Raw genomic sequence first — 25,432 nt, forward strand, 5'->3', positions numbered from 1 at the left:
TTTAGGCCGCGGCGGCCAGGGCGGCGGGCGGATGACAGAGTACGGCTCCCCGATATCGATCCGGCAACGGACGGCGCTACCGGGCGGCGTCCCCGCCCGCCCAGGCCTCCGCGTAGAACCGCGCGGAACGCGAGCCCAGCAGATCGGCATAGGCTTCCGGCGCCATGGCCTGCGCCGAACCGGCCGGGACGTCCGGCGCGAAGGCGGACACGCCCAGCCCGGCCGCACGGTCCTGCAGGGTCATGCCGGCGGCCTCCAGGATGGTGGGGTACATGTTCAGCTGGTCCACGCGGGGACGCAGCGTGCTGTTCCCGTCCTCCCCCGGAACCCAGATCCGGTTGAAGACGGTGCGGTTGTCGTGGTGGTCCAGCTGCTCGTGGAAGGCGTCGCCGGCGCTCATGTGCTTGAGGTGGTCGCCCACGATCACCACGGCGGTGTCGTCGAGGTAGCCCTTCTCCTGCATGTGGTCCACGAAGCCGGCCACCTGGGTCATGGAGCAGAAGAACACGGAGGTGACCACGTTCTGCGTGTCCACGGTGCAGTAGTCGTAGACGTGCACCGGCTCGTGGGTGTCCAGCGTCAGCACGGTGAGGTTGAACGGCTGTCCGGTCCTCTCCGCCTCGGCGTGCAGCTCGTCGACCTCGTCCTTGGCGTGGGCCATGAGGCGTCCGTCGCTCAGGCCCCAGTCGTCGCGGAAGCTCTGCTCCGGCTCGCCGGCGGCGCGCCAGTCGGAGAGGTCCTTCACCTCGGAGTAGCCGTGGCTGCCCAGGAAGACGTCCTTCGCGGCGAACGAGGCGTTGGCCCCGCCCAGGAAGACGCTGCGGTAGCCGTGCTCGTCCAGCACGTCGCCCAGGCAGGTGACCCCGCCCAGGTAGCTGTCCTCGCCGCCGAGCTCGTGGAGGGCGCCGTTGCCCGCGGCGGAGCCGACGCCTTTCAGCGGGACGCCGCACTGCGTCGACGTGAGACCGGCCATGGTCCAGCCTCCGCCCTGGGTCTGCTGGAGGTCGGCCACGCTCTGCCAGCCGTCCGCGGCCTCGGTGACCTCCTTCAGCGGGGCGAACGCGTCCTTCTCGAAGAGCTGGTCGTCCGCGAGGGTGGCCTCCCCGGACTCGAGGTAGATCAGCACCAGGTTGCGCCGGTGCTCGGCGCCGGTGACGGACGGCTCCACGTAGTAGTCGCCGAGGTCGTACTTGGAGTTCCCCGCCGCGATGTAGTCCCCGATGCCCACCGTGGTGGCGAAGGCCGTGGTGCCGCCGACGACCACCGCGCCCACCAGGGCGGTGGCGACGGTGCGCTTGACCCACTGCGAGCGACGAGGGCGCACGTCGTGGCCACGCCGGCGGCGCTCGCGGCGCCGGACGTGCTGCCACAGGGCGGCGATCCCGACCGTGAGGAGCAGGGGCAGCACGCCGATCGCCAGGACGCCGATCCAGACGATGGGCCCGCCTCCGCCGTCGGTCTCCACGGAGACGAGGTTCAGGAGCATCTGGCCCACCGTGATCTCGCCCCAGTAGAAACGGATGACGGCGGTGGCCATGAGCAGTGCGAGCCCCGCCCAGATCAGGACGTAGACCGAGAGGCGTCCCACGACAGCGCCGACCCGTCGGATCACGTGCGGAATCCGGCCGGACATGGCAGCACCTCGCGTTCCAGGCGCCCGCGTGTTCGCCGTGCACCCTTGACTTCCAACTCGTTCTCGGACCGTAGGGGCCGAGTACCGACACGGTACCCGTTCAACTGGTGTTCACCTCTCATTGACGAGCCGTACACCGGAGCGCGGAGCGCGTGGCCGGCAGCGCGGTGCCGCGTCCCGGATGGGTGCCGCCGGCGGCTCCGCGGCGGGGGAGTCGCCGGACCTGGGGCTCCACTGCGGCCGAGGCGGCCGACATGAAAGGAGCCGTTGATCCCGGCTCCACCTCCCCTACCGGGTAACCCGGTACCGTGAAGCGCGTCACATTCCCGCCCCGACACCGGAGGTCGTTCGTGAAGATTCGTGGAGCCGTCCTGGAGACCATGGAGGCCTACGCCCCCTACGCAGAGTCCCGGCCGCTGCGTGTCGAGGAGCTCGAGCTCGGGGAGCCCGGGCCCACCGAGCTGCGGGTGCGGATCACGGCCGCCGGGGTGTGCCACTCCGACCTCTCCGTGGTCAACGGCAACCGGCCGCGACCCCTGCCGATGCTGCTGGGGCACGAGGCGGCCGGTGTCGTGGAGCACGTGGGCGCCGAGGTCACCGACCTGGCGGTGGGCCAGCACGTGGTGATGGCGTTCCTGCCGCGCTGCGGCGAGTGCGCCGCGTGCACGACGGAGGGGCTGCTGCCGTGCACGGTCGGCTCGAAGGCGAACGCCTCCGGCACGCTCATCGAGGGCTCGCAGCACCTCACATCCGAGGCCCGCGGCAACGTCTACCACCACCTCGGGGTCTCCGGGTTCGCCACGCACGCCGTGGTGGACCGGCGGTCCGTGGTGCCCGTGGGCGAGGACGTCCCGGCCGCGATCGCGGCCGTCATGGGCTGCGCGGTGCTCACCGGGGGAGGGGCCGTGATCAACGCGGCGGAGGCCACGCCCGACGACGCCGTGGCCGTGGTCGGTCTCGGCGGCGTGGGGCTCGCCGCGGTGCTGGTCGCCAAGGCCGTGGGCTGCCGCCGCGTGATCGCCGTGGACGCGCTGGCGGAGAAGCTGGAGCTCGCCAAGGAGTTCGGCGCGGACGAGGCGCTCACCCCGGATGAGCTCGTGGCGCTCGAGGACAAGCCGCGCGTGGTGATCGAGGCCGCCGGGCACCCCCGGGCGTTCGAGACCGCGTTCAACGCCACCGCCGTGGGCGGCGTGACCGTCACCGTTGGCCTGCCCGCGCCCGGTGCCATGTCCCAGATCGAGCCGCTGAAGATCACCGCCGAGGCCCGCCAGATCATCGGCAGCTACCTCGGCTCCGCCGTGCCGGCGGTGGACATCCCCAAGTACGAGCAGATGTGGCGGGACGGCGCGCTGCCCCTGGAGAAGCTGATCACCTCCCACATCACCCTGGACCAGATCAACGAGGCGATGGACGAGTTGGACGCCGGGCGGGCGGTGCGTCAGGTGATCGAATTCTAATTCATGCCGTTCAGGCCTGGTGTCTTTAGCTGAGGGGTGCCACCGTACTCGCTGCCGAGAACAGGGTGGACGGCATTGAGCGGCGCAGTTTCCAGATGATCGACATGGGCCTGGCCCCTTCGTGCGACACGTAGTCGACGGGACCTAAGAATACGTATGGCGAGGTGCCGGTCTCCTGTGTCGGGGACTCGCGGACAAACAGCATGATGTGGCTGTCCTGCGCGGTGTGGTGCTGATACCGCTGTCCCGCAGAAGACTCCGGAGTTGTCTGATTTTGCGATTCCCAGTGGAAGAGCGTCTCGGAGACCGCGTAGTCCTTGTACATGGTGTTGGGTGAGAAGTCCTTCTCCGACTTGTGAAGCGTGACGAGAAGCGCCTCACAGCGGGAGGATGGAATCCAGGACACTCCTTCGCGCACTGTGCCGGGAGTGCGCTGCCCTTCTTCTCCCATGCCCAGACCGGCTAGAAGCTCTTCACGGGTGTAGTGCGCATGGGTCAGCAGAGGAATGTCGGCGTAACCCTGTCCCAGCGGCCGCGGCAGGTTGCGTGCACCGTCGGCGGTGACATCAATGAGCTGTGCCAGCTCATTCCGCAAGATGGGGTGGGACCGGAGCAACTGGAGGCCGCTTTCCAGGTCAGCCGGTCCGCCGCTCTTTGGTCCTTGCGGCCAGAAGGAGTAGTACAGCATGCGTGCCATCCGTTGTTCTTTGAGTGGCAGAGACGACACCGGCGGGGCATCCGGTCGGAGCAGGACTTCGTATGACTGGAGACGGGCAGGGTCATCCACGTTGAGGAACGCTTTGGCGCGCTGCAGCAGCACGAGAACTTCCACCTCCTGGTCCTCGGCGGGCCAGAGCACATCAGGAACCAGTCCACCGGCGCGACGCAGGGTGTTCCAGGTCGTCGGCCGACCGTCGAACTTGCTCCGTCGATAGATGTCCGAGGCTTCCGAGAGTGAATCCGTCAGGTACTGACGCAGGGTGTACAACTCCGGCAATGATTGCTGCGCCGCCAGATCTCTGATTTCGTCGACCACCTGCCGGGTCGTTAGGCGTAGCTGACGCTTCACGTTGTTGAGCACCACGGACTGGGCGACCGAATCGAAGACGATCTGTGTTCCAGAGGGGAGGAAGGTAAAGCCATCCTCCAGGTCCTTGGCCAGACGAGTTCGGCTCGACCCCGTCACGGCGCGGTATTTGAGGTCGAATCGGAACTCTCGATGCTGGAATCCGATGAAATCCAAGACGGTCAGTACGGGTTTGTCGGGAGCCAGCCGCAGGCCGCGTCCAAGCTGCTGCAGGAACAACGTAGAGGACTGCGTTGGTCGCAGCATGAGAATGGTGTCGACCTGCGGAATATCGAGGCCCTCGTTGAACAGATCGACGGCAAAAACTGCACGCAGTTCCCCGCGCTGTAGCGCCTTGAGTGCAGTCCGCCGCTCATCACTGGAACTTTCCCCGGACAGCGCCGCGGACGGCAAGCCAGCTTCCGTGAACTTCCGTGCCATGTACTCCGCGTGCTTGACGGAAACACAAAAGCCGATGGCTTTCATATGGTACGGATCGAGTACCTTGTCATTGAGAGCCTGCAGCACCTTGGCGGTGCGTGCATCATTGCCCGTGTAGACGGCATCAAGTGCTGCGTCCTCATACCGGCCTCGCCGGAACTGGAGAGTGGATAGGTCTACGCCGTCTGAGACGCCGAAATAGTGGAACGGCGTCAACAGCTGCTGATCGAGGGCCTCCCACAGTCGCAGTTCACTCGCAATGCGGCCTTCGAAAAACTTTTCTGCGACGTTGACACCATCACCGCGTTCGGGAGTGGCCGTAAGCCCGAGAAGTTCCTGGGACTGAAAGTGTTCAATGATACGCCGATAGGTCGGAGCGTCGGCGTGGTGAAACTCATCGATGACCACTACGTCGAAGGCATCGGAGGCGAAGCGGTCCAAGTTTTTGGCGTTAAGGGATTGAATCGACGCGAAGACGTGCTTGCCTCGGACCGGCTGATAGCCGTCTACCATGAGCTCTCCAAAGGCTCCGTCGCGCAGCACCGTGGCGTAGGTTTGACGTGCCTGCTCAAGAATTTCTCGGCGATGTGCAACGAAAAGTAACGAGAGCTCGTCGAGGGTGCCGGCCTGCAGTCGGCGATAATCCAGGGCCGCCACGATGGTTTTTCCCGTCCCCGTCGCGGCAACGACGAGATTTCGGTGGCGGTCGTGAATGACACGCTCAGCTTCCAGCTCCTGGAGCATCTGTGCTTGGTAGGGGTATGGCTGGACATCGAGATGGGCTATGGGCACGTCGGAAGACGTGCGCCCACCGCCTTCGGCCAGCGCGGTCGCTAGACGCTTTCCGTCGACGTCCGGGTCATAGGGCTCAAATACCTCCGATGCCCAGTAGCTTTCGAAGGTCGCCTCAAATTTCTGAAGTATCCCCGGTGTTGCGATGGAGGACAGACGCACGTTCCATTCAAGTCCGTCGAGCATGGCGGCGTGCGACAGATTCGAGCTGCCAACATACGCCGTGCTGAAGCCTGTCTTGCGGTGGAACATCCATGCCTTGGCGTGAAGGCGTGTATTTCGGGTTTCGTAACTGACTCGAATCTCAGCACCGTACTTCCGGGCTAACGCATTGATCGCTTTCGCGTCACTGGCACCCATGTAAACGGTGGTCAGAACGCGGAACGGAATGCCTCGATCCTTCAGGGACTGGAGCTCTTTGTCCATGACGTGCAGACCAGACCACTTGACGAAGGCGATGAGGAGATCCACACGATCAGCGCTTTCGAGTTCCGTCGCGATCTCACGTCCGACTTGCGGCTCATGCGGAGTATTGGTTAGCAGGGCCGCATCAGATAGCGGAGTTGCTGGCTTTCGTACTGCAGCACCAGCCGTCGACGAAATCGCCACGAGCTGTCGCGGACCTTCGCTGATGCGCGCCGGCTCCTGCATTCCGTCGTTGAGGGCCGCCAGGATGCGATTGGCTTCGTCCACACGGGTGGCAGCGGGTATGGACTCTAAGTGGAACAGAATGCGGTCGCTGAGATAGCGCGCGAGAACGTGAGGGGTGTCAGCCGGATCCACGGTATCCAGGGCGGCACTGCCATCCGGCAGGTCCATGAGATTCATCGCCAGGGATGAGTCTTCAAGGAGCTCATACAAACCTGGAGAAAGTTGACCGGATTTGGCGTTCTGCAATTGGCCCATGGCGGCAGCCTATGGTCGCAAGGCCCATGTAGCCGGCAACGCCGTCAGCTTCAATGTCAGATGGCGCGCCGAAGAATGCGAGTGCACTCTACCGGCGCGCACACCGTGAGCATCTGCGATAGGGACGTCCACTACTTCACGCACGGCAGGACCGGGCCCTACGTCGTCGAGCCCCCCATGGTCCGCAGCCACGAGACCGCCGGTATGGTGCGGGACGTGGGGAAGGGCGTGACTCACCTGGCCGTGGGGGACTGGATCTGCATGGAGCCGGGCATACCACCCCGCGCTCGCGGGCCGCGCGCCTGGGCATGCATAACGTGGACCCGGACACGTGCAGTTCTAGGCCACGGCCCCGGTGGACGGCTGCCTGCAGCCCGAGACCGTCCAAGCACCTCCGCCGCACCGTGTCCGGTCGTCGTCCAGGTTGCCCGAGGCCCGAGGACACGGGAACGGTTCCCTCACCCGCCCTGCACGGATAGCCTCGACACGGGCGGTTTCGCTCAAGAACCGCCTGTCTTGGTGACCAGGTGCCGGAGACGGCCCGGTCACCCGAATCTGGGAGGCCAACATGACTGATGCACAGCAGGATCCGAACCAGACGGAAGGTCCCGCCGACGGGGGGGCCTCCGGCGCCCCGGGCGTTCAGGACGGCGGCGCGGACGGCGGCGCCGACAGCGGAGCCGAGGGCCCCGCTGACGGTGGCGCGGCCGGCACGCCGGGTGTCCACGACGGTGGTGCCGATGGGGGTGCTGACAGCGGGGCCGAGGGCCCGGCCGACGGTGGAGCCGCTGGCACCCCGGGTGTCCACGACGGTGGCGCGGACGGCGGTGCCGAGGGCCCGGCTGACGGTGGGGCGTCCGGCACGCCGGGTGTCCAGGACGGTGGAGCCGATGGCGGTGCTGACGGTGGCGCCGACGGCGGAGCCGAAGGGCGAGCCGGCTGAGCGTGAACGCCGACCGCACTGACGGGCAGGACCCCGGCGCCCCGAGTGGCTCCGGGGTCCTGGAGACCCGTCTGATCGACATCGGCCGGGAGCGGTTCGCCCGTGACGTCTGGGGCCGGGCACCGCTGCTCACGCGCCGGGCGGGCGGCTTCTCCGATCTGTTCTCCGCCGCTGCCGTCGACGAGCTGATCTCGCGGCGTGGGCTGCGCACGCCCTTCCTGCGCGTCGCCAAGGACGGGTCGACGTTCCCCGATTCCTCCTTCACGTCCCCCGCCGGGGTCGGCGCCACCGTTCCCGACCAGCTCGACGACACCGCGCTGTGGCGTCAATTCGCCGACGGCGCCACGCTGGTGCTGCAGGCGCTGCACCGCACCTGGGAGCCGGTCGCGGACTTCAGCGCCGCGCTGAGCAGCGAGCTCGGGCATCCGGTGCAGGCCAATGCCTACATCACCCCGCCGCAGAACCGCGGGTTCGACGACCACTACGACGTCCACGACGTCTTCGTCCTGCAGATCGAGGGGACGAAGCGCTGGGTCCTCCACGAGCCGGTGCACCCGGATCCGCTGCGGGACCAGCCCTGGACCGATCGCCGCTCCGCCGTGGCCGAGGCCGCGAAGGGTGAGGCCTGTCTCGACGTCGTGCTCGAACCCGGCGACGCCCTCTACCTGCCGCGCGGCTGGCTGCACGCGGCCCAGGCGCAGGGGGCGGTCTCCGTCCACCTCACGCTCGGGATCCACACCTGGACCCGCCACGGCCTGGCCGAGCAGCTCGTTCAGGAGGCCCTGGCGCTGCTGGCCGAGGACCCCCTGATGCGCGAGTCACTGCCCCTGGGCGTCGACGGACCGGGCGGGGAGCTCGACACCGTCCGGGAGCGCCTGGTCGCCGCGCTCGCCGAGGCCGATCCCACCCCGCGCTTCCACCGCACCCGGCGAGGACAGGGACGCCCGGCCCCGCTGGGTCCGCTGGCCCAGCTCGCCGCCGTCCAGGACCTGGGCCCCGGCTCCCCCGTGCGGCTGCGCGGCGCCCTGGAAGCACGGCTGGACGGCCCGCGCCTGAGCACGCGCGTGGGGTGGCTCGACTTCCCGGAGACCGACCTGCCCTCCGTCTCGTGCCTGCTCGACGGCGAGGTCCACACCGCGGACGAGCTCGGCGTCGAGCTCGTCGAACGACTGCTGCGCGCGGGAGTCCTCGTTCCCGCCGCTCCGTGACGTCGCCGCCGTGACCGCTGCCGAGCGCTTCTTCTGCACCGAGGCCGCCCGGATCCGCGGCGATCCGATGGCGGGGACGGCCCCGCGCGGCTTCGTCTGGGTCCTCGTCGAGCACCGGGGCGGGTGGCCGGTCAACGGGTTCGACGGTCTTGAGCTCGAGCCGCACACGAAGGCCCTCGTGTTCTCGGCCGCGCAGGCAGCGCGGGCGCGGATACTCCTGATCCGGCGCCACGGCCGCCGCAGGCACGAGGGCCCCCGCCGGTGGGCCGTGCTGCGCCACGACGACTCCGGCGCCGATCGTCAGCACTGGGGGACGTGGAGCCGCGACGAGGACCTGGGGGAGATCGCCACGGCCCTCGGCGTCCCCGGAGAGACCGGCCGTCTACCGGTCCTCCTGGTCTGCGCGCACGGCCAGCACGATCCCTGCTGCGCCGTGCGCGGACGACCCGTGGCCGATGCCCTGAACGAGCGCTGGCCCGAGCTGGTCTGGGAGTGCTCGCATGTCGGCGGCGACCGGTTCGCCGCCAACGTCGTCGTCGCCCCGGACGGCGTCTACTACGGAGGGCTCGACGCGGAGTCCTCCGTCAGCACGGTCGAGGAGCACCTCGCCGGTCGGGTCCACGCGGAGCACCTGCGCGGGTACACCGACCTCTTCCCGCCGCAGCAGGCCGCTGTCGCGGCCGCGCTCGGACGCTTCGGCCCGGCCGGGCGCCACGACTACACGGTCGCCGAGACCGTCCGCGACGGCGACCGCTGGCGGATCCGTCTCGCCGGCCGCCCGCCCCGTCCGGGCCTCGTCGAGGTCGAACTGCAGTCCCGCGCCGCCCCGCCGCGTCAGCTGACCTGCCGCGGACCGGCGACGAGCTCGGCGACGGTCTACGAGGTCACCGCGCTGCGCATCGTCTGACAGGACGGGACGACCAAAGGTCAGTCTCTGTGGCCGTGACCGAGGACGATGAGGACCGCGGTGCCGTGGAAAGCGGCTCTTCACCATGGAGGGTGTCGGTGGGGTCTGAAGCCCCCGCTCTCCACGAGCGATCCGGTGCTGTAGTCGGTGAGGTCCCGGGACCCGAACGCGGAGCCACGCAGGTGCTCCAGCCGGCCGTTCGCCACGCGGGGGCACGCGTGGGTGACGTCCGGACCCGGGACACGAAGGCGTCAGACTCCTCCCAGCGCGCTGTAGGCAACGACGAAGGCACCTGCGATTGCGCCGGTCCCGACCACGGCCAGCAGGACCACCAGGACGCCGTGGATGCGGCGGAACAGCATCGCGACGAGGAGCCCGAGCGCCATCACCGCGACCAGGGTCCAGTAGACAGGGCTGGTCGTGTCCGCGACCACGGTCAATCCGTAGGCCCCCTCGCCGAGACCGATACCGGAGAGGAGCGCCGTACCTGCGGCGGCCTGCCACCTGGACTCTGCCCGCAACCAACTCGTGGCGATCCCGACGAAGGGACCGACCAGGACACCCACCGCAGCGAACAACGTCGGATCGTAGAACAGGCCCTGCATGTGAGCCGAGGCGGAATACCCCAGAGTCAACAGGACGAAGCTCGCCGCCCCGAGCACCGCCGCGAACGCTGTACGCACCCGAGCCCACGCCAGCACGAGCACCGTCACCAGGGTCCAGCCGGAGGCGGAGTTGGCGAACGAGTTCACGGCCTCGGGCAGAAGACCTTGGGCGAAGAAGGTCAGCATTCCGCTCAGGAAGCTCACAACGATGACGACTGCGACGCGCGTCCATGTCCCCGACAGCCGTTCAGCACGTTTCACCGCACCAAGCTAACAGCATGGACGTGACCGAGCAGTGGGGCAGCAGGGACAAGGGCATCACGACCATGACCGGGCACAGGGCGAGCATCAACACACACCTGCCCGCCCCCGTGCTCATGACGGTCGTCGTGGAACGGGACCAGCGAACCGAAGCGTTCAACGGCCGGCTCGAGCACCTGCGTGGCTCCGCGCTCGGGTTCCGCAACCTCACCGACTACATTCCCGGATCGCTCGTGGAGAGCGGGGGCAACAGACCCCGACTGCACCCTGCATCGTGCTGAGCTCGGAAAGTCTCCGGTGCCCGGCCTGCACCCGACGGTGCCACCGCGCTAGGCTCGAACCCCAGACGTCAGTGACGACTCCCGCTGGTCCCGCGCCAGGCTCGCACCGGTGGAGCGGCCGGCACGTCGTCAGCCCTGTGGACCCACCGATGTCAGGAGTTCCCGATGGCCCCCGAGACCTTCAACGACCTGCTCACCCGCCAGGTGGGCAACGAGTTCGCCGCCTCCCACCAGTACGTCGCCGTGGCGGTCTGGTTCGACAGCCAGGATCTTCCCCACCTGGCCCGGCACTTCTACCGGCAGTCCCTGGAGGAGCGCAACCACGCCATGATGATCGTCCAGTACATCCTGGACCGGGACCTGCCCCTGACCATCCCCGGGGTCGGGGAGGTGCGCAACGACTTCACCGACGTCCTCGAGCCGCTGGCCCTGGCGCTGTCCCAGGAGCAGGAGGTCACCGAGCAGATCAAGGCGCTGTTCGCCGCCGCCCGGGCCGAGGGGGACGCGCTGGGGGAGCAGTTCATGCTCTGGTTCCTGAAGGAGCAGGTCGAGGAGGTCGCCTCGATGACCACCCTGGTGAACGTCGCGCGCCGGGCCGACAACCTCTTCGACCTCGAGAACTTCGTGGCCCAGGGGCACGTCGGCGACGGCGGCCATGACTCGGGGGCACCGGAGGCCGCCGGCGGGTCCGTCTGACCCGGCAGCAGTCCCCGCATGAGGAGTCCGTCCCTGCCTGCCGGTTGCGGGACGCGGGCTCGCCGTCGTGGTGAGCCGGGTGGTCGGGCGCTTCGCGTCGTGGATCGTTCGCGGTCAGTGCCTCACCCGTCCTGGAGCTCGATGATCGAGTCGTTCAGCGTCGAGGCCTCGGCGGCCCACAGCCCGGCGTAGGCGTCCGCGAGCCGGTCCTCCAGACCGGCCAGGGCCTTCAACCGGAAGATCACGGCGGCGGCGTGCAGCGGTTCGCCGGCCTCGCGGGCGGCCTTCGCCCAGCCCTGCGCCACCGCCCGGGTCCAGGCCTCGCTCGCGGCCTTCACCGCGGCGTAGTTGGCGCCGCCCGCGAGCGGGCGCTTGACCGCGGTCGAGGACACGATCGCCAGCCGTCCCGCCGGCGAGATCCGCAGGTCGTCGTAGACGGCGCGGCTCAGGTGCCGCAGCGCGGTGAACGAGGTCTCCAGCGCCCGGTAGTCCTCCTCCGTCTGCCCGGCGAGCCCGCCGCCGCCACGCCAGCCGCCGACGAGGTGGAGCAGCCCGTCGATCGACGGTCCGCGCTCGTGCAGCCGGTGGACGAGGTCGAGCACGGCGCGCTCGTCCGCGAGGTCCACCGTCTCCACCTCGGCCCCCAGGGCGGCGAGAGGGGTGAGCCTTCCCGCGCTGCGCCCCGTGGCGACGACGCGGGCGCCGGCGGCGGTCAGGGTCCGCGCCGCCGCCAGGCCGGACGCGCTGGTGGCGCCCGCGATCAGTACGGTGCGGCCGGTCAGATCGGTCATTGCTCAAGCCTGCGCGGCACAGATGCCGGTTGTCGACCTTTCGGTCCCGGCCGTGCAGACGCGGCTGCGGAAGCTCGACAGCAGCGGTGTGCTCGTCGTCGTCGGCGTTCCCTCACGGGGTGCGGCGGGGCGTCCCCTCTCCAGCGTCCTCGGCGGTCTCGTCGAGAACCTCCTCGGCGCTCTCACCCGTGACGTCCTCGGCGGCGCGGTCCTCCAGGCTCGGGCCGCCGAGCGGGTCGCGGTGCCAGGCCACCACGCCCCATCCGCCGCCGGTCCGGTTCTCCAGCACGGCCGCCCCGGTGTTCATGATCTCCAGCTGCTCCGCCTCGACGGCGTCGAGCCCGCCGCGCAGAGCGGTGTAGACGCGGATCGCGGCCCCGTGGCTGAACACCGCCACGGTGTCCGCGGGGTCGTGGTCCTGCACGATCTGCTGCACGGCGGCGTCGAAGCGGCCGAGGAAGTCGTGGCCGTCCGGGCCGCCGGGCATGGGCCGGTCCAGGTCGCCGAGTATCCAGGCGACGAGACAGGAGATGTAGGCGTGGTGGGCGTCTGGGTCCGCCCGCCCCTCCAAGGTCCCGGCCGAGATCTCCTCCAGGCCGGGACGGATCTGCACCTCCAGCCCGCGGGCCTCGGCCAGGGGTGTGGCGGTGAGCTGGGTTCGCAGCAGCGGCGAGGCGTGGATGCCGGTGATCCGCTCGTGGCCCAGCGCGGCCGGCACCGCACGGGCCTGGGCCCGTCCCAGGAGCGTCAGCGGGGCTCCGGGCATCGCGGTGTCGAGCTCTCCCGAGACGTTGCAGGGGGTCTGGCCGTGGCGGATCAGCAGCAGGCGCATGCCGTCCAGCCTAGGCGCGCTGCTCGATCCCGAGAGGGCGGCCACCGTTCCCCGCTCCGCCGGGCACCGGCTGCGGCGCCGGTGCCGCGCGGGAGCTCAGTCCGTGGTGAGCAGGACCTTGATGGCCCGGCGCTCGTCCATGGCCCGGTAGGCCTCGGCGGCCTGCTCCAGGGGCAGGGTGAGGTCGAAGACCTTGCCGGGGTCGATCTTCCGGTCCCAGATGAGCTGGATGAGCTCGGGCAGGAACCGGCGCACCGGGGCGGGCCCGCCGTGCAGGTGCACCCCGGACATGAAAAGCTCCTGGCCGGGCAGCGAGACGTCGTGGGACACGCCCACGTAGCCGACGTGGCCGCCGGGGCGCGTGGAGCGGATCGCCTGCAGCATCGACTCCTGGGTGCCCACGGCCTCGATGACCGAGTGCGCCCCGAGCCCGCCGGTGAGCTCCTTGATCCGGGCCACGCCCTCGTCGCCGCGCTCCTCCACGATGTCGGTGGCGCCGAACTCGCGAGCAAGGGCCTGCCGGTCGGCGTGGCGGGACATCGCGATGATCCGCTCCGCACCCAGCTGCTGGGCGGCGAGCACTCCGAGCAGCCCGACGGCGCCGTCACCGACGACGGCGACCGTCCTGCCCGGACCTGCTTCGGCGGCCACGGCGGCGAACCAGCCGGTGCCGAGCACGTCCGAGGCGGCCAGCAGCGACGGGATCAGGTCCGGGTCGGGCCGTCCCGGGGTGGCCACGAGGGTGCCGTCGGCCAGCGGAACGCGCACGTACTCGGACTGTGCGCCCGTGGCCGCCCCGGGCTGCCGGTTCACGCAGTGGGTCTGGTAGCCGGCGCGGCAGATCTCGCAGGTGTTGTCGGAGGCGAAGAAGGACCCGACGACGAAGTCCCCGACCTGCACGGTCTTCACGTCCGCACCGATCTCCTCGACGACGCCGACGTACTCGTGGCCCATCGGGGCGGGCCCGTCGACGTCCTCGAGGCCGCGGTAGGGCCACAGGTCGGAGCCGCACACGCAGGCGGCGGCGACCTTCAGGACGGCGTCGGTGGGCTCGACGATCGTCGGGACCTCGCGGTCCTCGACGCGGACGTCGCCGGGGGTGTGCAGCAGGACTCCACGCATGACGGGGTTCTCCTCATGGGTCGGTGATCCGCCCCGGGAACGGGGACGGACGATGCCGGATCCTGCGCCGCGGTGCAGGCGGGGCACGGTGTCCAGTCAACCCCGGCGTCGGGTGATCCGGAAACCCCCGGTGCGAGGGGGCGTGGTCCGGGTCCGGCCGGTGCTCTGCCGGCGGGAAGCTCCCGGCTACTATCTGCTGGTGATATCGATCAGCAGCATCAGCGCCCTGCCGGGCTTCGTGCGCGGGATCCTGTGAGCGGGTCCGGTCCCGACGACGACGCCGTGCCGGGCCCCGGACCGTCCGGCGGCCCGGAGCGTCCGGCGTCCGCTCCGCGCCACACCTGGCTCGAGGACGCGACCGGCCTGTTCGTCGGCACCTTCGTGGTCTCGTTCGGCCTGCACCTGTTGGGGACTGTCGGGGCGGTGACCGGGGGGACCGCGGGACTGGCCCTGCTGGTCGGCTACGCCACCGGTCTGCCGTTCGGGGTCGTCTTCGCCGGGGTCAACCTGCCCTTCCTCGCTCTCGCGTGGTGGAAGAAGGGCTGGGGGTTCACGCTGCGCACGCTGATCGCGGTGGGGCTCGTCTCGGTCCTCGCCTCCGTGCACCCGGCCGGGCTGGGCGGGCTCGACCCGGACCCGCGCTACGCGATCCTGGCGGGCAACCTGCTGATCGGCATCGGGGTGCTCATCGTCTTCCGCCACTCCGCCAGCCTCGGCGGGTTCAACGTCCTGGCGCTGCTGGCCCAGGAGCGCCTCGGCTGGCGGGCCGGGCACGTGCAGCTGGGCTTCGACGTCGCCGTCGTCCTGCTCGCCCTCACGGTGGTGCCCCCGGGCGGCGTGCTGCTCTCCGCACTGGGGGTGGTGGTGCTCAACACCGTGCTGGCCATGAACCACCGTCCGGGCCGCTACCTGGGGTGAGGGGCGGCCTGTCCCGGACCAGCGGTCCCGGGCGGCCCCGTGGAGGTGCGGCCCGTCGGGGGCCGGACCGCGGCGGCGCGCCGGCCGGTGGGCGTGCTGACCCTGCCGATCACCGTCGCGGCAGGCGACGGAGCTCCGTCCTGGGCGCCGAGAGCCGGGCGCATCGTCGTCGGTCCCGCTCAGAGGGCCTGCACCAGGACGAGCAGCGCGCCCAGCGTGGAGGCGCCGAGGCCCACCCGCCGGACGATGCGCCGGTTGATCCGGGTGTTGACCGCTCCGGAGGCCGCGAAGCCGAGGACCATGGCGGGGAAGATGATCGCCGCGAAGACCACGGTCCGCCGGTCGATCGACCCCACCGCGGTCAGAGCCGTGAGGGACAGCAGCGTGCCGACCAGGAAGAACGCGCTCATGGTGCCACGCATCCGGGCGCGCGAGGACCCGTGCCACACGAGGGCCATGGGCGGGCCGCCGATGGACGTGGCGGTCCCCATGAGGCCGGAGGCCGCGCCGGCGGCGGCGACGGCCGCGGGCCGCGGCCGCGGCTGCCACCCGCACACGCTGAGCAGCACGGCCAGCAGCACTGTGCCCGCCAGGACGAGGGCCAGCGTCCGGGCGGGCAGGGCGGCCACCAGCAGGGCTCCCGCCACCGTGCCGGGGATCTGCCCCGCCACGGCCCAGCCCGCGTCCTTGACGTCCACGGCGGCGCGGTCCCGCAGCACGCCGAGCGTGGTGAGCCCGGCGGCCACCAGGATGAGGGAACCGGGCAGCAGGCTGGGGTCGAACAGGGCGATCACCGGGGCGGCGAGCAGGCCCAGGCCGAAGCCGATCGCGCCCTGGAGGCAGGCGGCCACGCCCACCACGAGCGCGACGACGGCGAGCTCCATGCCGGTCACGAAGCACCTTCCGGTCGCGAGATAGGAATGGGTGCATTGTTCCACCTCGGGACACGCCCGGCGGCGGTGCGCCGGGCGTCGCGGGCGCCCTCGACGGCGGGACGGCCCGACGGGGAGGCGGCGCGACGGTGTTCCGGGCGGGCCGACGTCTCGCCGACCGCGCCCGCCCCGTGCACCGGGAACGCTTCACCGGTGCGAAGATGGTCCGCATGAACTGGAGTCCGCGCGCCCTGGCCCGCTCGATCGACCGGCCGGAGTCGCGCAGACTGCCCCGGCGGCTCGTGCAGCTGTACGCCGGCCTGGTGCTCTACGGCATCACCCTGGGTCTGCTCGTGCGGTCGGAGCTCGGCGTCACCCCGTGGGACGTGCTGCACCAGGGACTCTCCCGGCAGTTCGGGGTGAGCATCGGCACGGTGGTCGTCGTCGTCAGCGTGCTGCTGCTCCTCCTGTGGATCCCGCTGCGCGAGCGGCCCGGGATCGGCACCATCAGCAACGCGGTGGTGGTCGGGGTGGTGCTCGACGCGACCCTGCTGGTGCTGCCGCCGGTCGACGCGATGCCGCTGCGGGTGCTGCTCGTGCTCTCCGGCGTGTTCCTCAACGCCGTGGCGACCGCCGCCTACATCGGGGTGCACCTGGGACCCGGTCCGCGGGACGGACTGATGACCGGCCTGGTGCGACGGACCGGGGGATCCGTGCGGATCGTGCGCACCTCGATCGAGGTGACCGTGGTGCTCGTCGGATGGCTGCTCGGGGGCACCGTGGGCCTGGGCACGGTGCTCTACGCGCTGGCCATCGGGCCGCTGACCCAGGTGATGATGCCCCGGTTCAGCGTCCGCCTGCACCGCTGACGCCGCGGTCGGTGCCTTCCCGGTCGGGGCCTGTCCGGTCAGGCCGCGGAGAGGAACGCCCGGAGGTGCTCCACCAGGAAGGCGTGGTCTTCCCGCTGGGGGAGCCCGGACACCCCGACGGTGCCGACGACGAGCCCGGACTCGCGCAGCCTGATGGGGAACACCCCGCCGTGCGCCGCGTAGCGGTCCGGAGGCAGGCGTGAGTCCGCCTCGAAGGTCCGTCCGGCCGACCGGAACTGCTCGCCCACTCCCATGGAGCTGCGCTCGTAGTGCGTGACGACGGCGGCCTTGCGCTCGAGCCAGTCGTCGTTGTCCGGGGTGGCTCCCGGGAGTGCCGTGTGGAAGACCCGCTGCGCCCCCAGGGTGATGCCGATGACCACGGGCAGGTCCTGTGCGAGGGCGGCGCTGCGCAGGGCGCTGCCCAGACGCCAGGCGTCCTCCCGGTCGAAGTCCCCGAACTGCAGGTCGTGCTCGTCGGCCCGGATCTGTTCGTGGTAGCTGCTGTCGTATGTCATCTAAGCCTCGCTCGAGACGGTCCAGAGGTTGAGCCCGCCGTCGAGGGCGTGCTCCTCGATGCGGGACAGCTCGTCGGTGGTGAAGGCCGGGCCCTGCAGGCCCTGGACGGTGTCGTCGAGCTGCTCGGGCCGGCTCGCGCCGACCAGCACGGACGAGATCCTGGGGTCTTTGAGGACCCAGGCGACGGCCATCTGCGCCAGCGACTGTCCTCGCTCCTCGGCGATGCGCGTCAGCGCCCGGACGTGGTCGAGGTTCTCCTCGGACAGCATCCCGTCCTTGAGCGTCTTGCCCTGGGTGGCCCGGGACCCGGCGGGTACGCCGTTGAGGTACTTGCCGGTGAGCAGGCCCTGGGCCAGGACGGAGAAGGCGATGCACCCGGTGCCCTCGTCGGCCAGGACCTCGAGAAGGCTGGGGGTGCCGTGCTCGACCCATCGGTTCAGGAGGGAGTAGGACGGCTGGTGGATCAGCAAGGGGGTGCCCAGGCTGCGGAGGGCGGTGGCGATCTCGCGGGTGCGGGCGGGGGAGTAGGAGGAGACGCCGGCATAGAGGGCTTTGCCCTGACGGACTGCCGTGTCCAGGGCGGCGGCGGTCTCCTCCACGGGAGTTTCCGGGTCGAAGCGGTGGCTGTAGTAGATGTCCACGTGGTCCAGGCCGAGGTTGTCGAGGGACCGGTCCAGGGAGGACAGCAGGTGCTTGCGGGAGCTGCCGGTGCCGTAGGGGCCGGGCGAGAACGGGTAGCCGGATTTCGTCGAGATCACCAGCTCGTCGCGCAGACCGCGGAAGTCCTGGGCCAGGAGCCGCCCGACGTTGCGCTCCGAAGCGCCTGCCGGGGGCCCGTAGCCGTCGGCCAGATCGAAGTGGGTGATGCCCAGGTCGAAGGCACGGCGAACGATGGCGCGCTGCCGCTCCAGGGGGGTGTCGTCGCCGAAGTTGTGCCACATGCCCAGGGAGACGGCGGGCAGCTTCAGCCCGCTGTCGCCGACCCGGCGGTACTGCATCGTGTCGTACCGGGTGGGGGCCGGTGTGTAGTCGCTCGTGGTGTTCTGCACAGGTGTGTCCTTGTCCTCGTGGTGGTCAGTGGGTGTCCGGGCCCCTTACGGGGCGGTGGTGGGTGCCGCTGGCATCAGCTCTGCCAGGAGCTCGAGCTGGGCCGGGTCCTCGAGGGCGGAGCCGACGGCGACGACGTCGGCTCCCGCCCCGAGGTACTCCGAGGCGTTGCGGGCGGTGATTCCGCCGGTGGCGACGATCCTGATCTCGGGGAAGGGCCCGCGCATCCCTCGGAACCAGGCCGTTCCGAGGCTGTTTGCGGGGAAGGCCTTGACCCAGCGCATGCCGTGCTCGGCGGCGCGCTGGATCTCCGAGGCCGTGGCGACGCCCGGGAGATGGGCCAGGCCCGCCTCACGGCTGGCCCCGGCCACGGTGAGGTCGAGGCCTGGTGCGACGGTGAAGCCCGCTCCGGCAGTGACGGCCTGTTCCAGGCGCTCCAGGCTGACGACGGTGCCCGCGCCCACCGTGCGACCGTGGTCCCGCCCGGCGGCGACGGTCGCGGCCAGGGCTTCGACGGCTGCCGGTGACTGGACCGGGACCTCCACACAGTGGATGCCGAGTTCCCAGGCGCGGGTGGCCAGCTCCACGGTGCGCTCCGGTGGATAGCCGCGCAGGATGGCCATGACGGATGTGTGTGCGAACGTGCAGTCGAAGAAGTCGTCTACGGACGCCATCCCAGCTCCTTGGAGATCGTTGTGGTGGTTGTTCTGAGGGCGGGCAGCAGTTGGGCGAGGTCGTCCATGGTGGCCCGCGCTTTCAGCGCGGTGATGGACACGGCACCCGTGACCTGGCCGGTGGCGTCCCGCAGTGGCATGGCGACACAGTTGACGAAGTCCTCGTACTCGCCGTCGTCGACCGCGTAGCCCTGTTCGACGACGTGGGCCAGCTGGTCGAGGAACTGTTCGCGCGAGGTGATCGTCGTGGCGGTGTAGCGGGCGAAGTCGGTGCCGCTGAGCATGTGCTCCACGAACTCCGGGGACTGGTGGGCGAGGATGGCTTTGCCGACCCCGGAGGTGTGGAGCGTGACCGGGTGGCCGATCTGGGAGTACAGCCGCACCATGCCGGGTTGCTCGATCTTGTCGGCGTAGACGATGGAGCGGCCCTGAACCGCAGCCAGGTGTACTGTGTGCCCACACCGGCGCCCCAGTTCTTTCAAGTGGGGGTGCGCGATGTTGGCCAGGTCGAACTGATCCAATGCGAGGTTGGCCAGTCCGGCCAGGCGGTATCCCACGCCGTAGCGTCCGTCCTCCCGCCGTCGCGTCAGCCCACTCTCCGTGAGGGTCTGCAGGGTGCGCAGGGCGGTGGAGCGGTGGATGTCGAAGTGCGCGGCGACCTCGCTCGGTGTGCTGGGTTGGGCGCTGACGAACTCGAGGGTCTCGATGGCGCGCTGGATGCTCTGTGACATGGGCTCACTACACCAGATCGAAGTCATGGACGCTGGACAGGGCCCGGGCGGCCAGGGCGTGGCCCAGTCCCAGGCGTGCTTCGATCCGTTCACCGTGGAGAAGGCCGGACAGGTAGCCGGCTGCGAAGGCATCGCCTGCACCGACCACCTCGACGACTTCGACAGCCTGCGCGGGAACGAACACCGTCCCGGTCGCGGAGACGTCCGTGGCTCCCACTGCGCCGTCCTTGACCACCAGGTGACGTGGTGTCCCGAGGCTCTCGTAGAGCGTGTCGGGGTCTCCGGTGCGCCACAGCGTCTCCGCTTCGTCCCGGCCGACGAACACGATGTCGGCGCGCCGGGCGTATTCGGCCAGCACCGGTCCGGCCTCTTCTGCGCTCCACAGCCCGGGACGGTGGTTGACGTCGAAGGACACGAGGGTGCCGTGGGCGCGGGCCGTGGTGAAGGCGGCGTCCAGCAGGGCGCGGCAGCTGGGGGAGAGCCCTGCCGTGATGCCCGACAGGTGCAGCAGCGGCAGCGCCGTCCAGTCGATGCCCTGGAGAACGGCCGGGCCCATGGCGGAGGCCGCCGAACCGGAGCGGTAGTAGTGGACCGTGGTGGTGGATCCGCCGGGGTCCTTGAAGTAGACCCCCGTCGGGGCCTCGGTGTCCGTGCCAACCAGCGAGGTGTCGACCCCGTGCGCCCGGAGCTGGCGCAGCAGGCGCCGCCCGAGGGGATCGTCGCCGACGCGGCTCAGCCAAGCAGCTCGGTGCCCTGCTCCGGCCAGGTAGAGGGCCACGGTGGACTCCGCGCCCCCGGCGGAGAGGACGAAGCTCTGCGCAGTCTCGAGGGATTCGGCACGGACCGGTGCGACGAGGGCCATGGTCTCGCCGAGGCACAGGACCGCGGGGCCGTCACCGGGCGTTTTCAGGAACTCGTGCACGGAGCTTTCTCGCTTTCGAGGTGGAACGGAGCCAGGGCAGCAGGACGGCGCCGAGACTGAGAAGGATGAGGCCGACCGCGATGGGACTGGTGAGCACGGTTTCCACGCCGTCGATGACCAGGGCGCGTCGCAGGTTGCTCTCTGCCAGCGGGCCGAGGATGAGGCCCAGCACCATAGGGCCGGCGGGGAAGCCGAACCGGCGCATCAGCAGGCCGACGACGCCGAAGCACAGCATGAGCACGACGTCGAAGACGCTGCTCTGCACCGCATATGTGCCCACGATGCAGAAGGAGATGATGATGGCGGTCAAGTACTGCTGCGGCAGGGCGAGAAGCTTCACCACGCCCTGCATCCGTACCAGGGCCAGGGCCAGGGCCAGCACCGTGGCGAGCACCATGATCGCGGCGAGGCTGTAGACCAGATCGGGAGACTCGACGAACAGGGCGGGACCGGGCTGGAGCCCCCAGATGATCATGGAGCCGATCATCACGGCCATCACGGAGTCCCCGGGCACGCCCAGAGCCAGAGTCGTGGTGACGGAGCCGCCCATCGTGGCGGTGCTCGCGCTGTCGGCGGAGGCCAGGCCCTCGAGCGAGCCGTGCCCGAACCGTTCGGGGTGCTTGGAGGCCCGCTTGGCCTGGGCCCAGGCGATGACGCCGGCGATGTCTCCGCCGGCGGCAGGAACGACACCGACCACGGCGCCGACCCCCGTCCCGATCGCGGAGGGTTTGAGGAGCTCACGTCGTTCTGCACGAGTGGGCCACCACGCGCCCAGCTGTGTGATGGGGGCGGGGGTGTTCTTGTGCTTCGTCTCGACGATCTGGTTGAAGAGCTCCGCGATGCCGAACAGGCCGATGATCGCGGCGATGAACGGGATGCCGGAGCTCAGTTCGGTCATCCCGAAGGTGAATCGTGTGTCACCGGTGATGGGATCGCGTCCGACGGTGCCCAGGAGCAGGCCTGCCGCGCCGGCTACGAGGCCGCGCAGGACGTTGCTGCCGGAGACGCCGACCATCATGGTCAGGCCGAACACCACGAGGGCGAACATCTCCGCCGGTCCGAATCTCAGGGCGACCGACGCCAGGGGCTGGGCGGCCAGCACGAGGATGAGAATGCCGGCCAGCGCCCCGGCCGCTGAGGCGAGGGCGGAGCTGGTGAGCGCGATGCCGGCCCTGCCCTGCTGGGCCAGCGGGTAGCCGTCGAAGGTGGAGGCGATCGATGCCGGCGTGCCGGGGGTGTTCACGAGAATGGCGGGTACCCGGTCGCCGAACTGCGCCGCGACGTAGATGGACAGCAGGACGGCCAGTCCCTGGAGCGGTTCCAGCGTCAAGGTGAACCCGGCTGCCAGCGCCACCGCCATCGTCGCCGTGATCCCCGGCACGGCACCGACGAGCGTACCGAGGAGGACCCCGATCAGCAGGCACAGACCGATGGCCGGGTCCAGGAGAGCGGCGGTGCCCGCCAGCACGTCACTCATAGCGGCACCCGCAGCAGCAGCCCGAACAGGCCGTACAGGATGGCCGCGGTCGAGATCGGGAAGACGATCAGGGCTTTAGTCCCCCGCCCCCCGGTGACGAACATCAGTGCGGCGAGGAACACCGCCGTCACCGGAAGGAAGTGAAAGTAGTACCAACCGAGGCCGTACAGCACCACAGCCGCGACGACGGCTCCCAGCCGCCCCAGGCCGTGAGCGCTCACCCGTTGCTCCGGTACCGGGTCGGGTCGCCGCAGGGCCACGACGCCGATGGCGACGGCGCCGGCCACCAGGACGCCGCCGAGCACCGTCGGCCACCACTGGGGACCGATGGATGCGCCCACCGCCGAGGTTTCCAGGGTGCGGGCGGACCACATCGTGGTGCCACCGACCACGGCCACCGCCGAGGCCACGAGCAGGCCCCGCACATTGGTACCACCAGGTCCGGGAGAGGACTCCGCGCTCACCTCGTCGTCGGCGACCGCAGGCTCAGCGCTGGGAGACTCCTCGGTGGTGCCCACTGCCGGGGTGTCCCTCACGACCCGGCCCCGAGGAGCTCGGCGAAGCGGTCACTTTCCGCGTCCACGAACTTCTCCGTCTCGGACGCGGAACGGTAGAGCGGCAGATTGCCGCCGGTTTCGATGAAGGAGACGTAGGCGTCGGATGCGACGGCCTTCTCCACGGACTCCTCCAGGGTGGCGGCGACGTCCGGGTCGAGGCCGGCCGGTGCGGCGACCGTGGCCCAGCTCCCGATCACCACGTCCTGCCCCTGCTCGGAGGCCGTCGGGACGTCCGGGAGGGCGGGAGCTCGATCCTCGGTGAAGACCGCCAGCACCCGGAGGCGACCGTCCTCGTGGGCGGGAGCCGTTTCACCGATGCCGGCCACGACCGCGTCGACCTGTCCGCCCGTGGCTGCCGTCACGGCCGGGGCGCCCCCGTCGAACGGGACGTTCTTGAACTCCACGCCGGCGGCGTTGCCCAGCTCGGTGGCGCCCAGCTCCCAGATGGAACCGGGGCCGGCGTTGGAGACGGAGACGCTGCCCGGCTCCTCTTCCGCCGCCTGGATCAGGTCCTCCAGGGTGCGGAAGGGACTGTCGGCCGGAACGGCGATGGTCCCGGGCTGGGAGTTCGCCTGGCCGAGGAAGTCGTAGTCGGCGGGGTCGATCTCGTACCCCTGGTGGCCCAGCAGGCTGACCTCCACCGGCAGGACCGCGATGGTGTAGCCGTCGGCAGCCTGACCGGCCAGGTGTTCCATGCCGACGCTGCCGGCACCGCCGGGCCGGTTCTCCACCACGATGGAGACGCCGAGGTCTTCTTCCATCTCGGTGGCGAGAGTACGGGCGGTCAGATCGGTCGCACCTCCGGCGGAGGTGGGCGTCATGAAGGTGATCGTCTCGGCCGGGAACTCACCGCCCGAGGCGGCGGCGCCGTTTCGGTCAGCACAAGCGGTCAGAGCAAGCAGGCTGCTCAGTGCGGCGGCCCCAGCAACAGTGCGCCGTCGTCGCGTCGATCGTGTGGACATCGTCGTCCTCTTTCTCCTTTGTTGCATATACTGCAACAGTGCTGTTGATACTGCACAAGAGTAGAAGAGGGAAAGCCGTGTGACAAGAGTCACGGCTCCTGGGGTCGAATGCGGCCTGGAACGAGCGAGCAGGTGAACCAGGGCTGGCGGGTCTCTCCGGCGGCGATGCACGGCCGAGCCGCTTCCGGGTCGCCCGGGATGGCGTCCGCGTCGTCGAGCCGGGCACGGGCAGGCTTGATACTGACAAGCGTGAATGGTGTGCGCCCGCCCTATGTCGCGGTGATCTTCTCCAGTCGGCGATCGGCGTCCACGCCCGAGGACGGGTACGGGGCGGCCGCCCGGCAGATGGACGAGCCGGCCCAGCAGCAGCCCGGGTTCCTCGCGGTGGAGAGCGCACGAAACCCTGACGGGTTCGGCATCACGGTGTCCTGCTGGGAGACCGTTCAGCACGCCCGGGACTGGAAGCAGGTCACCACGCACCTCGAGGCTCAGCGCCGAGGTGCCCGCGACTGGTATGTGGACTACACGGTGCGTGTGGCGACGGTTGAGCGGCAATATGGCCCCGGGCTCGCCGATCAGGGCTGAGTCCAAGAATCCACGTCGGTCATCGCTCCCGGCTGATGACCGGCCTGGCCGGGGCTGCCGAGGGATCCGTGCGGGTCGTGCGCACCTCGATCGAGGTGGTCGTCGCGCTGATCGGGTACACCGTGGGTCTGGGTGCGGTGCTCTGCTCGCTGGCCATCGGGCCGCTGGTCCAGATTCTCATGCCACGGATGGGCGTCCGGCTTCATCGCTGATCGCATTACCTCGTGACCTGTGGCGACGCAGACGAGAAGAGCTCGCATCAACGTATTGCGATGTGTTTATGCGTCTGCTCTACTGGGACATCAGGCTCCCCGGAGCGCATCGAGACCACTGAGGAGGCGGTCATGGCCGATCACGACAAGCAGGCCGAGCACACCGTGCAGGACCACACCCACGGCGACAACTGCGGGCACGAGGCCGTGCAGCACGACGACCACGTGGACTACATCCACGACGGTCACAAGCACGCCCTGCACGAGGACCACTACGACGAGCACTGAGCCGTCCGATCCCTGTTCCCGCCGAGAAGCCCCTGCCGTGCGCAGGGGCTTCTCGGTCTCCACCCCCGGTCGATCTGGAGGATGCGATGACGCCCGAGCGCGCTGACCTGGAGGCGGCGGCCCGCCTGTTCCGGGCCCTGGCCACACCGGCCCGGCTGCAGCTGCTGTGCCTGCTGGAGGAGGGGCCGGCGACCGTCTCCCGGCTGGTGGAGCGCTCCGGGCTGTCACAGCCCCTGGTCTCCCAGCACCTGCGCACCCTGCGGGAGACCGGGCTGGTGGCGTTGACCCGCAGCGGCCGGGAGGCGGTGTACGCGCTGGCCGACACCCACGTCTCCCACATCGTCGGGGACGCCCTCTCGCACGCGGGAGAAGTGCAGACCCCTCCGGGATAGTCGCCGCAGTGGTCGTGGCGGCCGGGGTCGCTGGCGGCCCCGGCCGGTGTCAGGCGCGGTGGATGCGCGGTGGCGGGCTGGTGCCGCAGGTCGCTGCCCGGAGTCCCGGCGGCAGGACGCGGTCGGGCTGCAGGAGCTGCTGCGGCCCCCCGGTGCGCAGCCACGCCTGCAGCGCCTGGAACCGGTCGTGGTCCTCCAGGCCGCTGAACCACGCCAGCGGGCCGATCCGGTTGCTGGGCCCGTCCCGGCGGGCGACGGCGGCGATGCCGGCCAGCTCGCACCGCCCCAGGCAGGGCGAGGTGATGAGCACGGCCCCGCGGGTCTCCCGGACGGTCGAGGTGATCTGCCGCTGGTGGTCCTCGCCGCCGGCGAGGCGGTGCAGGGCGGTGCAGCGGGGGCCGGTGCACCAGGCCAGCACCGGGCCGCTGGCCTCTGTGGACTCTCCGGTCTCCACCGGCTTCCGGGGGCG

At 70.1% G+C, this 25,432-nt stretch carries 28 protein-coding genes; 12 read left to right on the forward strand and 16 right to left on the reverse strand.

The window, feature by feature from the left end; translation table 11 throughout:
- Window positions 1–76 precede the first annotated feature (76 nt).
- On the reverse strand, window positions 77–1,633 hold the full coding sequence (locus ACH9D3_RS11160) for a sulfatase-like hydrolase/transferase (RefSeq protein WP_396410956.1): 1,557 nt from the start codon (window positions 1,631–1,633) through the stop codon (window positions 77–79).
- 350 nt (window positions 1,634–1,983) lie between these two features.
- Here ACH9D3_RS11160 and ACH9D3_RS11165 point away from each other — a divergent pair, with 350 nt between their 5' ends.
- Window positions 1,984–3,090, forward strand: coding sequence for a zinc-binding dehydrogenase (locus ACH9D3_RS11165; RefSeq protein ID WP_396410957.1), 1,107 nt, complete (start codon window positions 1,984–1,986; stop codon window positions 3,088–3,090).
- A 25-nt stretch (window positions 3,091–3,115) separates the two neighbouring features.
- On the opposite strand, the gene ACH9D3_RS11170 is transcribed toward ACH9D3_RS11165, so the two are convergent.
- On the reverse strand, window positions 3,116–6,217 hold the full coding sequence (locus tag ACH9D3_RS11170; protein WP_449555779.1) for a DUF3427 domain-containing protein: 3,102 nt from the start codon (window positions 6,215–6,217) through the stop codon (window positions 3,116–3,118).
- Between the two features lie 153 nt (window positions 6,218–6,370).
- On the opposite strand from ACH9D3_RS11170, the gene ACH9D3_RS11175 reads away from it, so the two are divergent.
- From ACH9D3_RS11175 to ACH9D3_RS11185, 3 genes are all read left to right on the forward strand, one after another.
- Window positions 6,371–6,871 (forward strand): alcohol dehydrogenase catalytic domain-containing protein, encoded by a 501-nt coding sequence (locus tag ACH9D3_RS11175; protein ID WP_396410959.1) that lies wholly within the window; start codon window positions 6,371–6,373, stop codon window positions 6,869–6,871.
- A 369-nt stretch (window positions 6,872–7,240) separates the two neighbouring features.
- Entirely contained in the window at window positions 7,241–8,446 is a 1,206-nt protein-coding gene (locus ACH9D3_RS11180; protein ID WP_396410960.1) for a JmjC domain-containing protein, read from the forward strand.
- Between the two features lie 67 nt (window positions 8,447–8,513).
- Window positions 8,514–9,353, forward strand: a complete 840-nt coding sequence (locus ACH9D3_RS11185) for a sucrase ferredoxin (protein ID WP_396411004.1) — start codon at window positions 8,514–8,516, stop codon at window positions 9,351–9,353.
- Between the two features lie 251 nt (window positions 9,354–9,604).
- On the opposite strand, the gene ACH9D3_RS11190 is transcribed toward ACH9D3_RS11185, so the two are convergent.
- On the reverse strand, window positions 9,605–10,219 hold the full coding sequence (locus ACH9D3_RS11190; protein WP_396410961.1) for a DUF6518 family protein: 615 nt from the start codon (window positions 10,217–10,219) through the stop codon (window positions 9,605–9,607).
- A gap of 17 nt (window positions 10,220–10,236) precedes the next feature.
- Between ACH9D3_RS11190 and ACH9D3_RS11195 the strand changes: the two genes are divergently transcribed.
- Both ACH9D3_RS11195 and ACH9D3_RS11200 read left to right on the forward strand, forming a co-directional pair.
- The gene (locus ACH9D3_RS11195) at window positions 10,237–10,500 is read left to right on the forward strand and encodes a hypothetical protein (RefSeq protein WP_396411007.1); all 264 of its coding nucleotides are present in this window, start codon (window positions 10,237–10,239) and stop codon (window positions 10,498–10,500) included.
- A 165-nt stretch (window positions 10,501–10,665) separates the two neighbouring features.
- A complete protein-coding gene (locus tag ACH9D3_RS11200; RefSeq protein WP_396399902.1) occupies window positions 10,666–11,196 on the forward strand; it encodes a ferritin in 531 nt (176 codons plus the stop codon).
- Window positions 11,197–11,318: 122 nt separating this feature from the next.
- Here ACH9D3_RS11200 and ACH9D3_RS11205 read toward each other — a convergent pair whose 3' ends face one another.
- From ACH9D3_RS11205 to ACH9D3_RS11215, 3 genes are all read right to left on the reverse strand, one after another.
- Entirely contained in the window at window positions 11,319–11,987 is a 669-nt protein-coding gene (locus ACH9D3_RS11205; RefSeq protein ID WP_396410962.1) for an SDR family NAD(P)-dependent oxidoreductase, read from the reverse strand.
- 112 nt (window positions 11,988–12,099) lie between these two features.
- Window positions 12,100–12,819, reverse strand: coding sequence for a histidine phosphatase family protein (locus tag ACH9D3_RS11210; RefSeq protein WP_396410963.1), 720 nt, complete (start codon window positions 12,817–12,819; stop codon window positions 12,100–12,102).
- Window positions 12,820–12,915: 96 nt separating this feature from the next.
- Window positions 12,916–13,941 carry a zinc-dependent alcohol dehydrogenase family protein gene (locus ACH9D3_RS11215; protein WP_396410964.1) on the reverse strand — a complete coding sequence of 342 codons (1,026 nt, stop codon included), beginning with the start codon at window positions 13,939–13,941 and terminating at the stop codon, window positions 12,916–12,918.
- Between the two features lie 252 nt (window positions 13,942–14,193).
- Between ACH9D3_RS11215 and ACH9D3_RS11220 the strand changes: the two genes are divergently transcribed.
- Window positions 14,194–14,859: a YitT family protein gene (locus tag ACH9D3_RS11220; RefSeq protein ID WP_396410965.1), complete on the forward strand. Its 666-nt coding sequence runs from the start codon at window positions 14,194–14,196 to the stop codon at window positions 14,857–14,859.
- A 179-nt stretch (window positions 14,860–15,038) separates the two neighbouring features.
- Here the strand turns inward: ACH9D3_RS11220 and ACH9D3_RS11225 are convergent, their stop codons facing one another.
- Window positions 15,039–15,743 carry a TSUP family transporter gene (locus tag ACH9D3_RS11225; RefSeq protein WP_396411005.1) on the reverse strand — a complete coding sequence of 235 codons (705 nt, stop codon included), beginning with the start codon at window positions 15,741–15,743 and terminating at the stop codon, window positions 15,039–15,041.
- Between the two features lie 209 nt (window positions 15,744–15,952).
- Between ACH9D3_RS11225 and yczE the strand changes: the two genes are divergently transcribed.
- The gene (gene yczE, locus ACH9D3_RS11230; protein WP_396411006.1) at window positions 15,953–16,600 is read left to right on the forward strand and encodes a membrane protein YczE; all 648 of its coding nucleotides are present in this window, start codon (window positions 15,953–15,955) and stop codon (window positions 16,598–16,600) included.
- 38 nt (window positions 16,601–16,638) lie between these two features.
- Here the strand turns inward: yczE and ACH9D3_RS11235 are convergent, their stop codons facing one another.
- Genes ACH9D3_RS11235 through ACH9D3_RS11270 form a run of 8 tightly spaced genes read right to left on the reverse strand, consistent with a single transcriptional unit; the run spans window position 16,639 to window position 23,345 of the window.
- The gene (locus ACH9D3_RS11235) at window positions 16,639–17,115 is read right to left on the reverse strand and encodes a heme-degrading domain-containing protein (protein WP_396410966.1); all 477 of its coding nucleotides are present in this window, start codon (window positions 17,113–17,115) and stop codon (window positions 16,639–16,641) included.
- Window positions 17,116–18,165: an L-glyceraldehyde 3-phosphate reductase gene (gene mgrA, locus ACH9D3_RS11240; protein ID WP_396410967.1), complete on the reverse strand. Its 1,050-nt coding sequence runs from the start codon at window positions 18,163–18,165 to the stop codon at window positions 17,116–17,118.
- A 45-nt stretch (window positions 18,166–18,210) separates the two neighbouring features.
- The gene (locus tag ACH9D3_RS11245) at window positions 18,211–18,837 is read right to left on the reverse strand and encodes a bifunctional 4-hydroxy-2-oxoglutarate aldolase/2-dehydro-3-deoxy-phosphogluconate aldolase (RefSeq protein ID WP_396410968.1); all 627 of its coding nucleotides are present in this window, start codon (window positions 18,835–18,837) and stop codon (window positions 18,211–18,213) included.
- Window positions 18,825–19,568, reverse strand: a complete 744-nt coding sequence (locus ACH9D3_RS11250; RefSeq protein WP_396410969.1) for an IclR family transcriptional regulator domain-containing protein — start codon at window positions 19,566–19,568, stop codon at window positions 18,825–18,827. Before ACH9D3_RS11250 ends, ACH9D3_RS11245 begins: the two co-directional genes overlap by 13 nt.
- Window positions 19,569–19,575: 7 nt before the next feature.
- Complete coding sequence (locus ACH9D3_RS11255; RefSeq protein ID WP_396410970.1) at window positions 19,576–20,490, reverse strand: PfkB family carbohydrate kinase; 915 nt, start codon at window positions 20,488–20,490, stop codon at window positions 19,576–19,578.
- Complete coding sequence (locus ACH9D3_RS11260; RefSeq protein WP_396410971.1) at window positions 20,462–21,967, reverse strand: tripartite tricarboxylate transporter permease; 1,506 nt, start codon at window positions 21,965–21,967, stop codon at window positions 20,462–20,464. Before ACH9D3_RS11260 ends, ACH9D3_RS11255 begins: the two co-directional genes overlap by 29 nt.
- Complete coding sequence (locus ACH9D3_RS11265) at window positions 21,964–22,485, reverse strand: tripartite tricarboxylate transporter TctB family protein (protein WP_396410972.1); 522 nt, start codon at window positions 22,483–22,485, stop codon at window positions 21,964–21,966. The genes ACH9D3_RS11260 and ACH9D3_RS11265 overlap by 4 nt, the downstream gene beginning before the upstream one ends.
- A 14-nt stretch (window positions 22,486–22,499) precedes the next feature.
- A complete protein-coding gene (locus ACH9D3_RS11270; RefSeq protein ID WP_396410973.1) occupies window positions 22,500–23,345 on the reverse strand; it encodes a tripartite tricarboxylate transporter substrate-binding protein in 846 nt (281 codons plus the stop codon).
- A 390-nt stretch (window positions 23,346–23,735) separates the two neighbouring features.
- Between ACH9D3_RS11270 and ACH9D3_RS11275 the strand changes: the two genes are divergently transcribed.
- The 4 genes from ACH9D3_RS11275 to ACH9D3_RS11290 all read left to right on the forward strand — a co-directional run bounded on the left by ACH9D3_RS11275 (window position 23,736) and on the right by ACH9D3_RS11290 (window position 24,963).
- Window positions 23,736–24,071 carry an antibiotic biosynthesis monooxygenase gene (locus tag ACH9D3_RS11275; protein WP_396410974.1) on the forward strand — a complete coding sequence of 112 codons (336 nt, stop codon included), beginning with the start codon at window positions 23,736–23,738 and terminating at the stop codon, window positions 24,069–24,071.
- 35 nt (window positions 24,072–24,106) lie between these two features.
- Window positions 24,107–24,283, forward strand: a complete 177-nt coding sequence (locus ACH9D3_RS11280) for a hypothetical protein (RefSeq protein ID WP_396410975.1) — start codon at window positions 24,107–24,109, stop codon at window positions 24,281–24,283.
- A gap of 132 nt (window positions 24,284–24,415) precedes the next feature.
- Complete coding sequence (locus ACH9D3_RS11285; protein WP_396399894.1) at window positions 24,416–24,571, forward strand: zinc transporter permease; 156 nt, start codon at window positions 24,416–24,418, stop codon at window positions 24,569–24,571.
- A gap of 86 nt (window positions 24,572–24,657) precedes the next feature.
- Window positions 24,658–24,963, forward strand: a complete 306-nt coding sequence (locus ACH9D3_RS11290; RefSeq protein WP_396410976.1) for a metalloregulator ArsR/SmtB family transcription factor — start codon at window positions 24,658–24,660, stop codon at window positions 24,961–24,963.
- 49 nt (window positions 24,964–25,012) lie between these two features.
- Here ACH9D3_RS11290 and ACH9D3_RS11295 read toward each other — a convergent pair whose 3' ends face one another.
- Complete coding sequence (locus tag ACH9D3_RS11295) at window positions 25,013–25,417, reverse strand: hypothetical protein (protein ID WP_396410977.1); 405 nt, start codon at window positions 25,415–25,417, stop codon at window positions 25,013–25,015.
- Window positions 25,418–25,432 lie beyond the last annotated feature (15 nt).

Source organism: Kocuria kalidii (assembly GCF_044462225.1).
Lineage (GTDB): Bacteria > Actinomycetota > Actinomycetes > Actinomycetales > Micrococcaceae > Kocuria > Kocuria kalidii.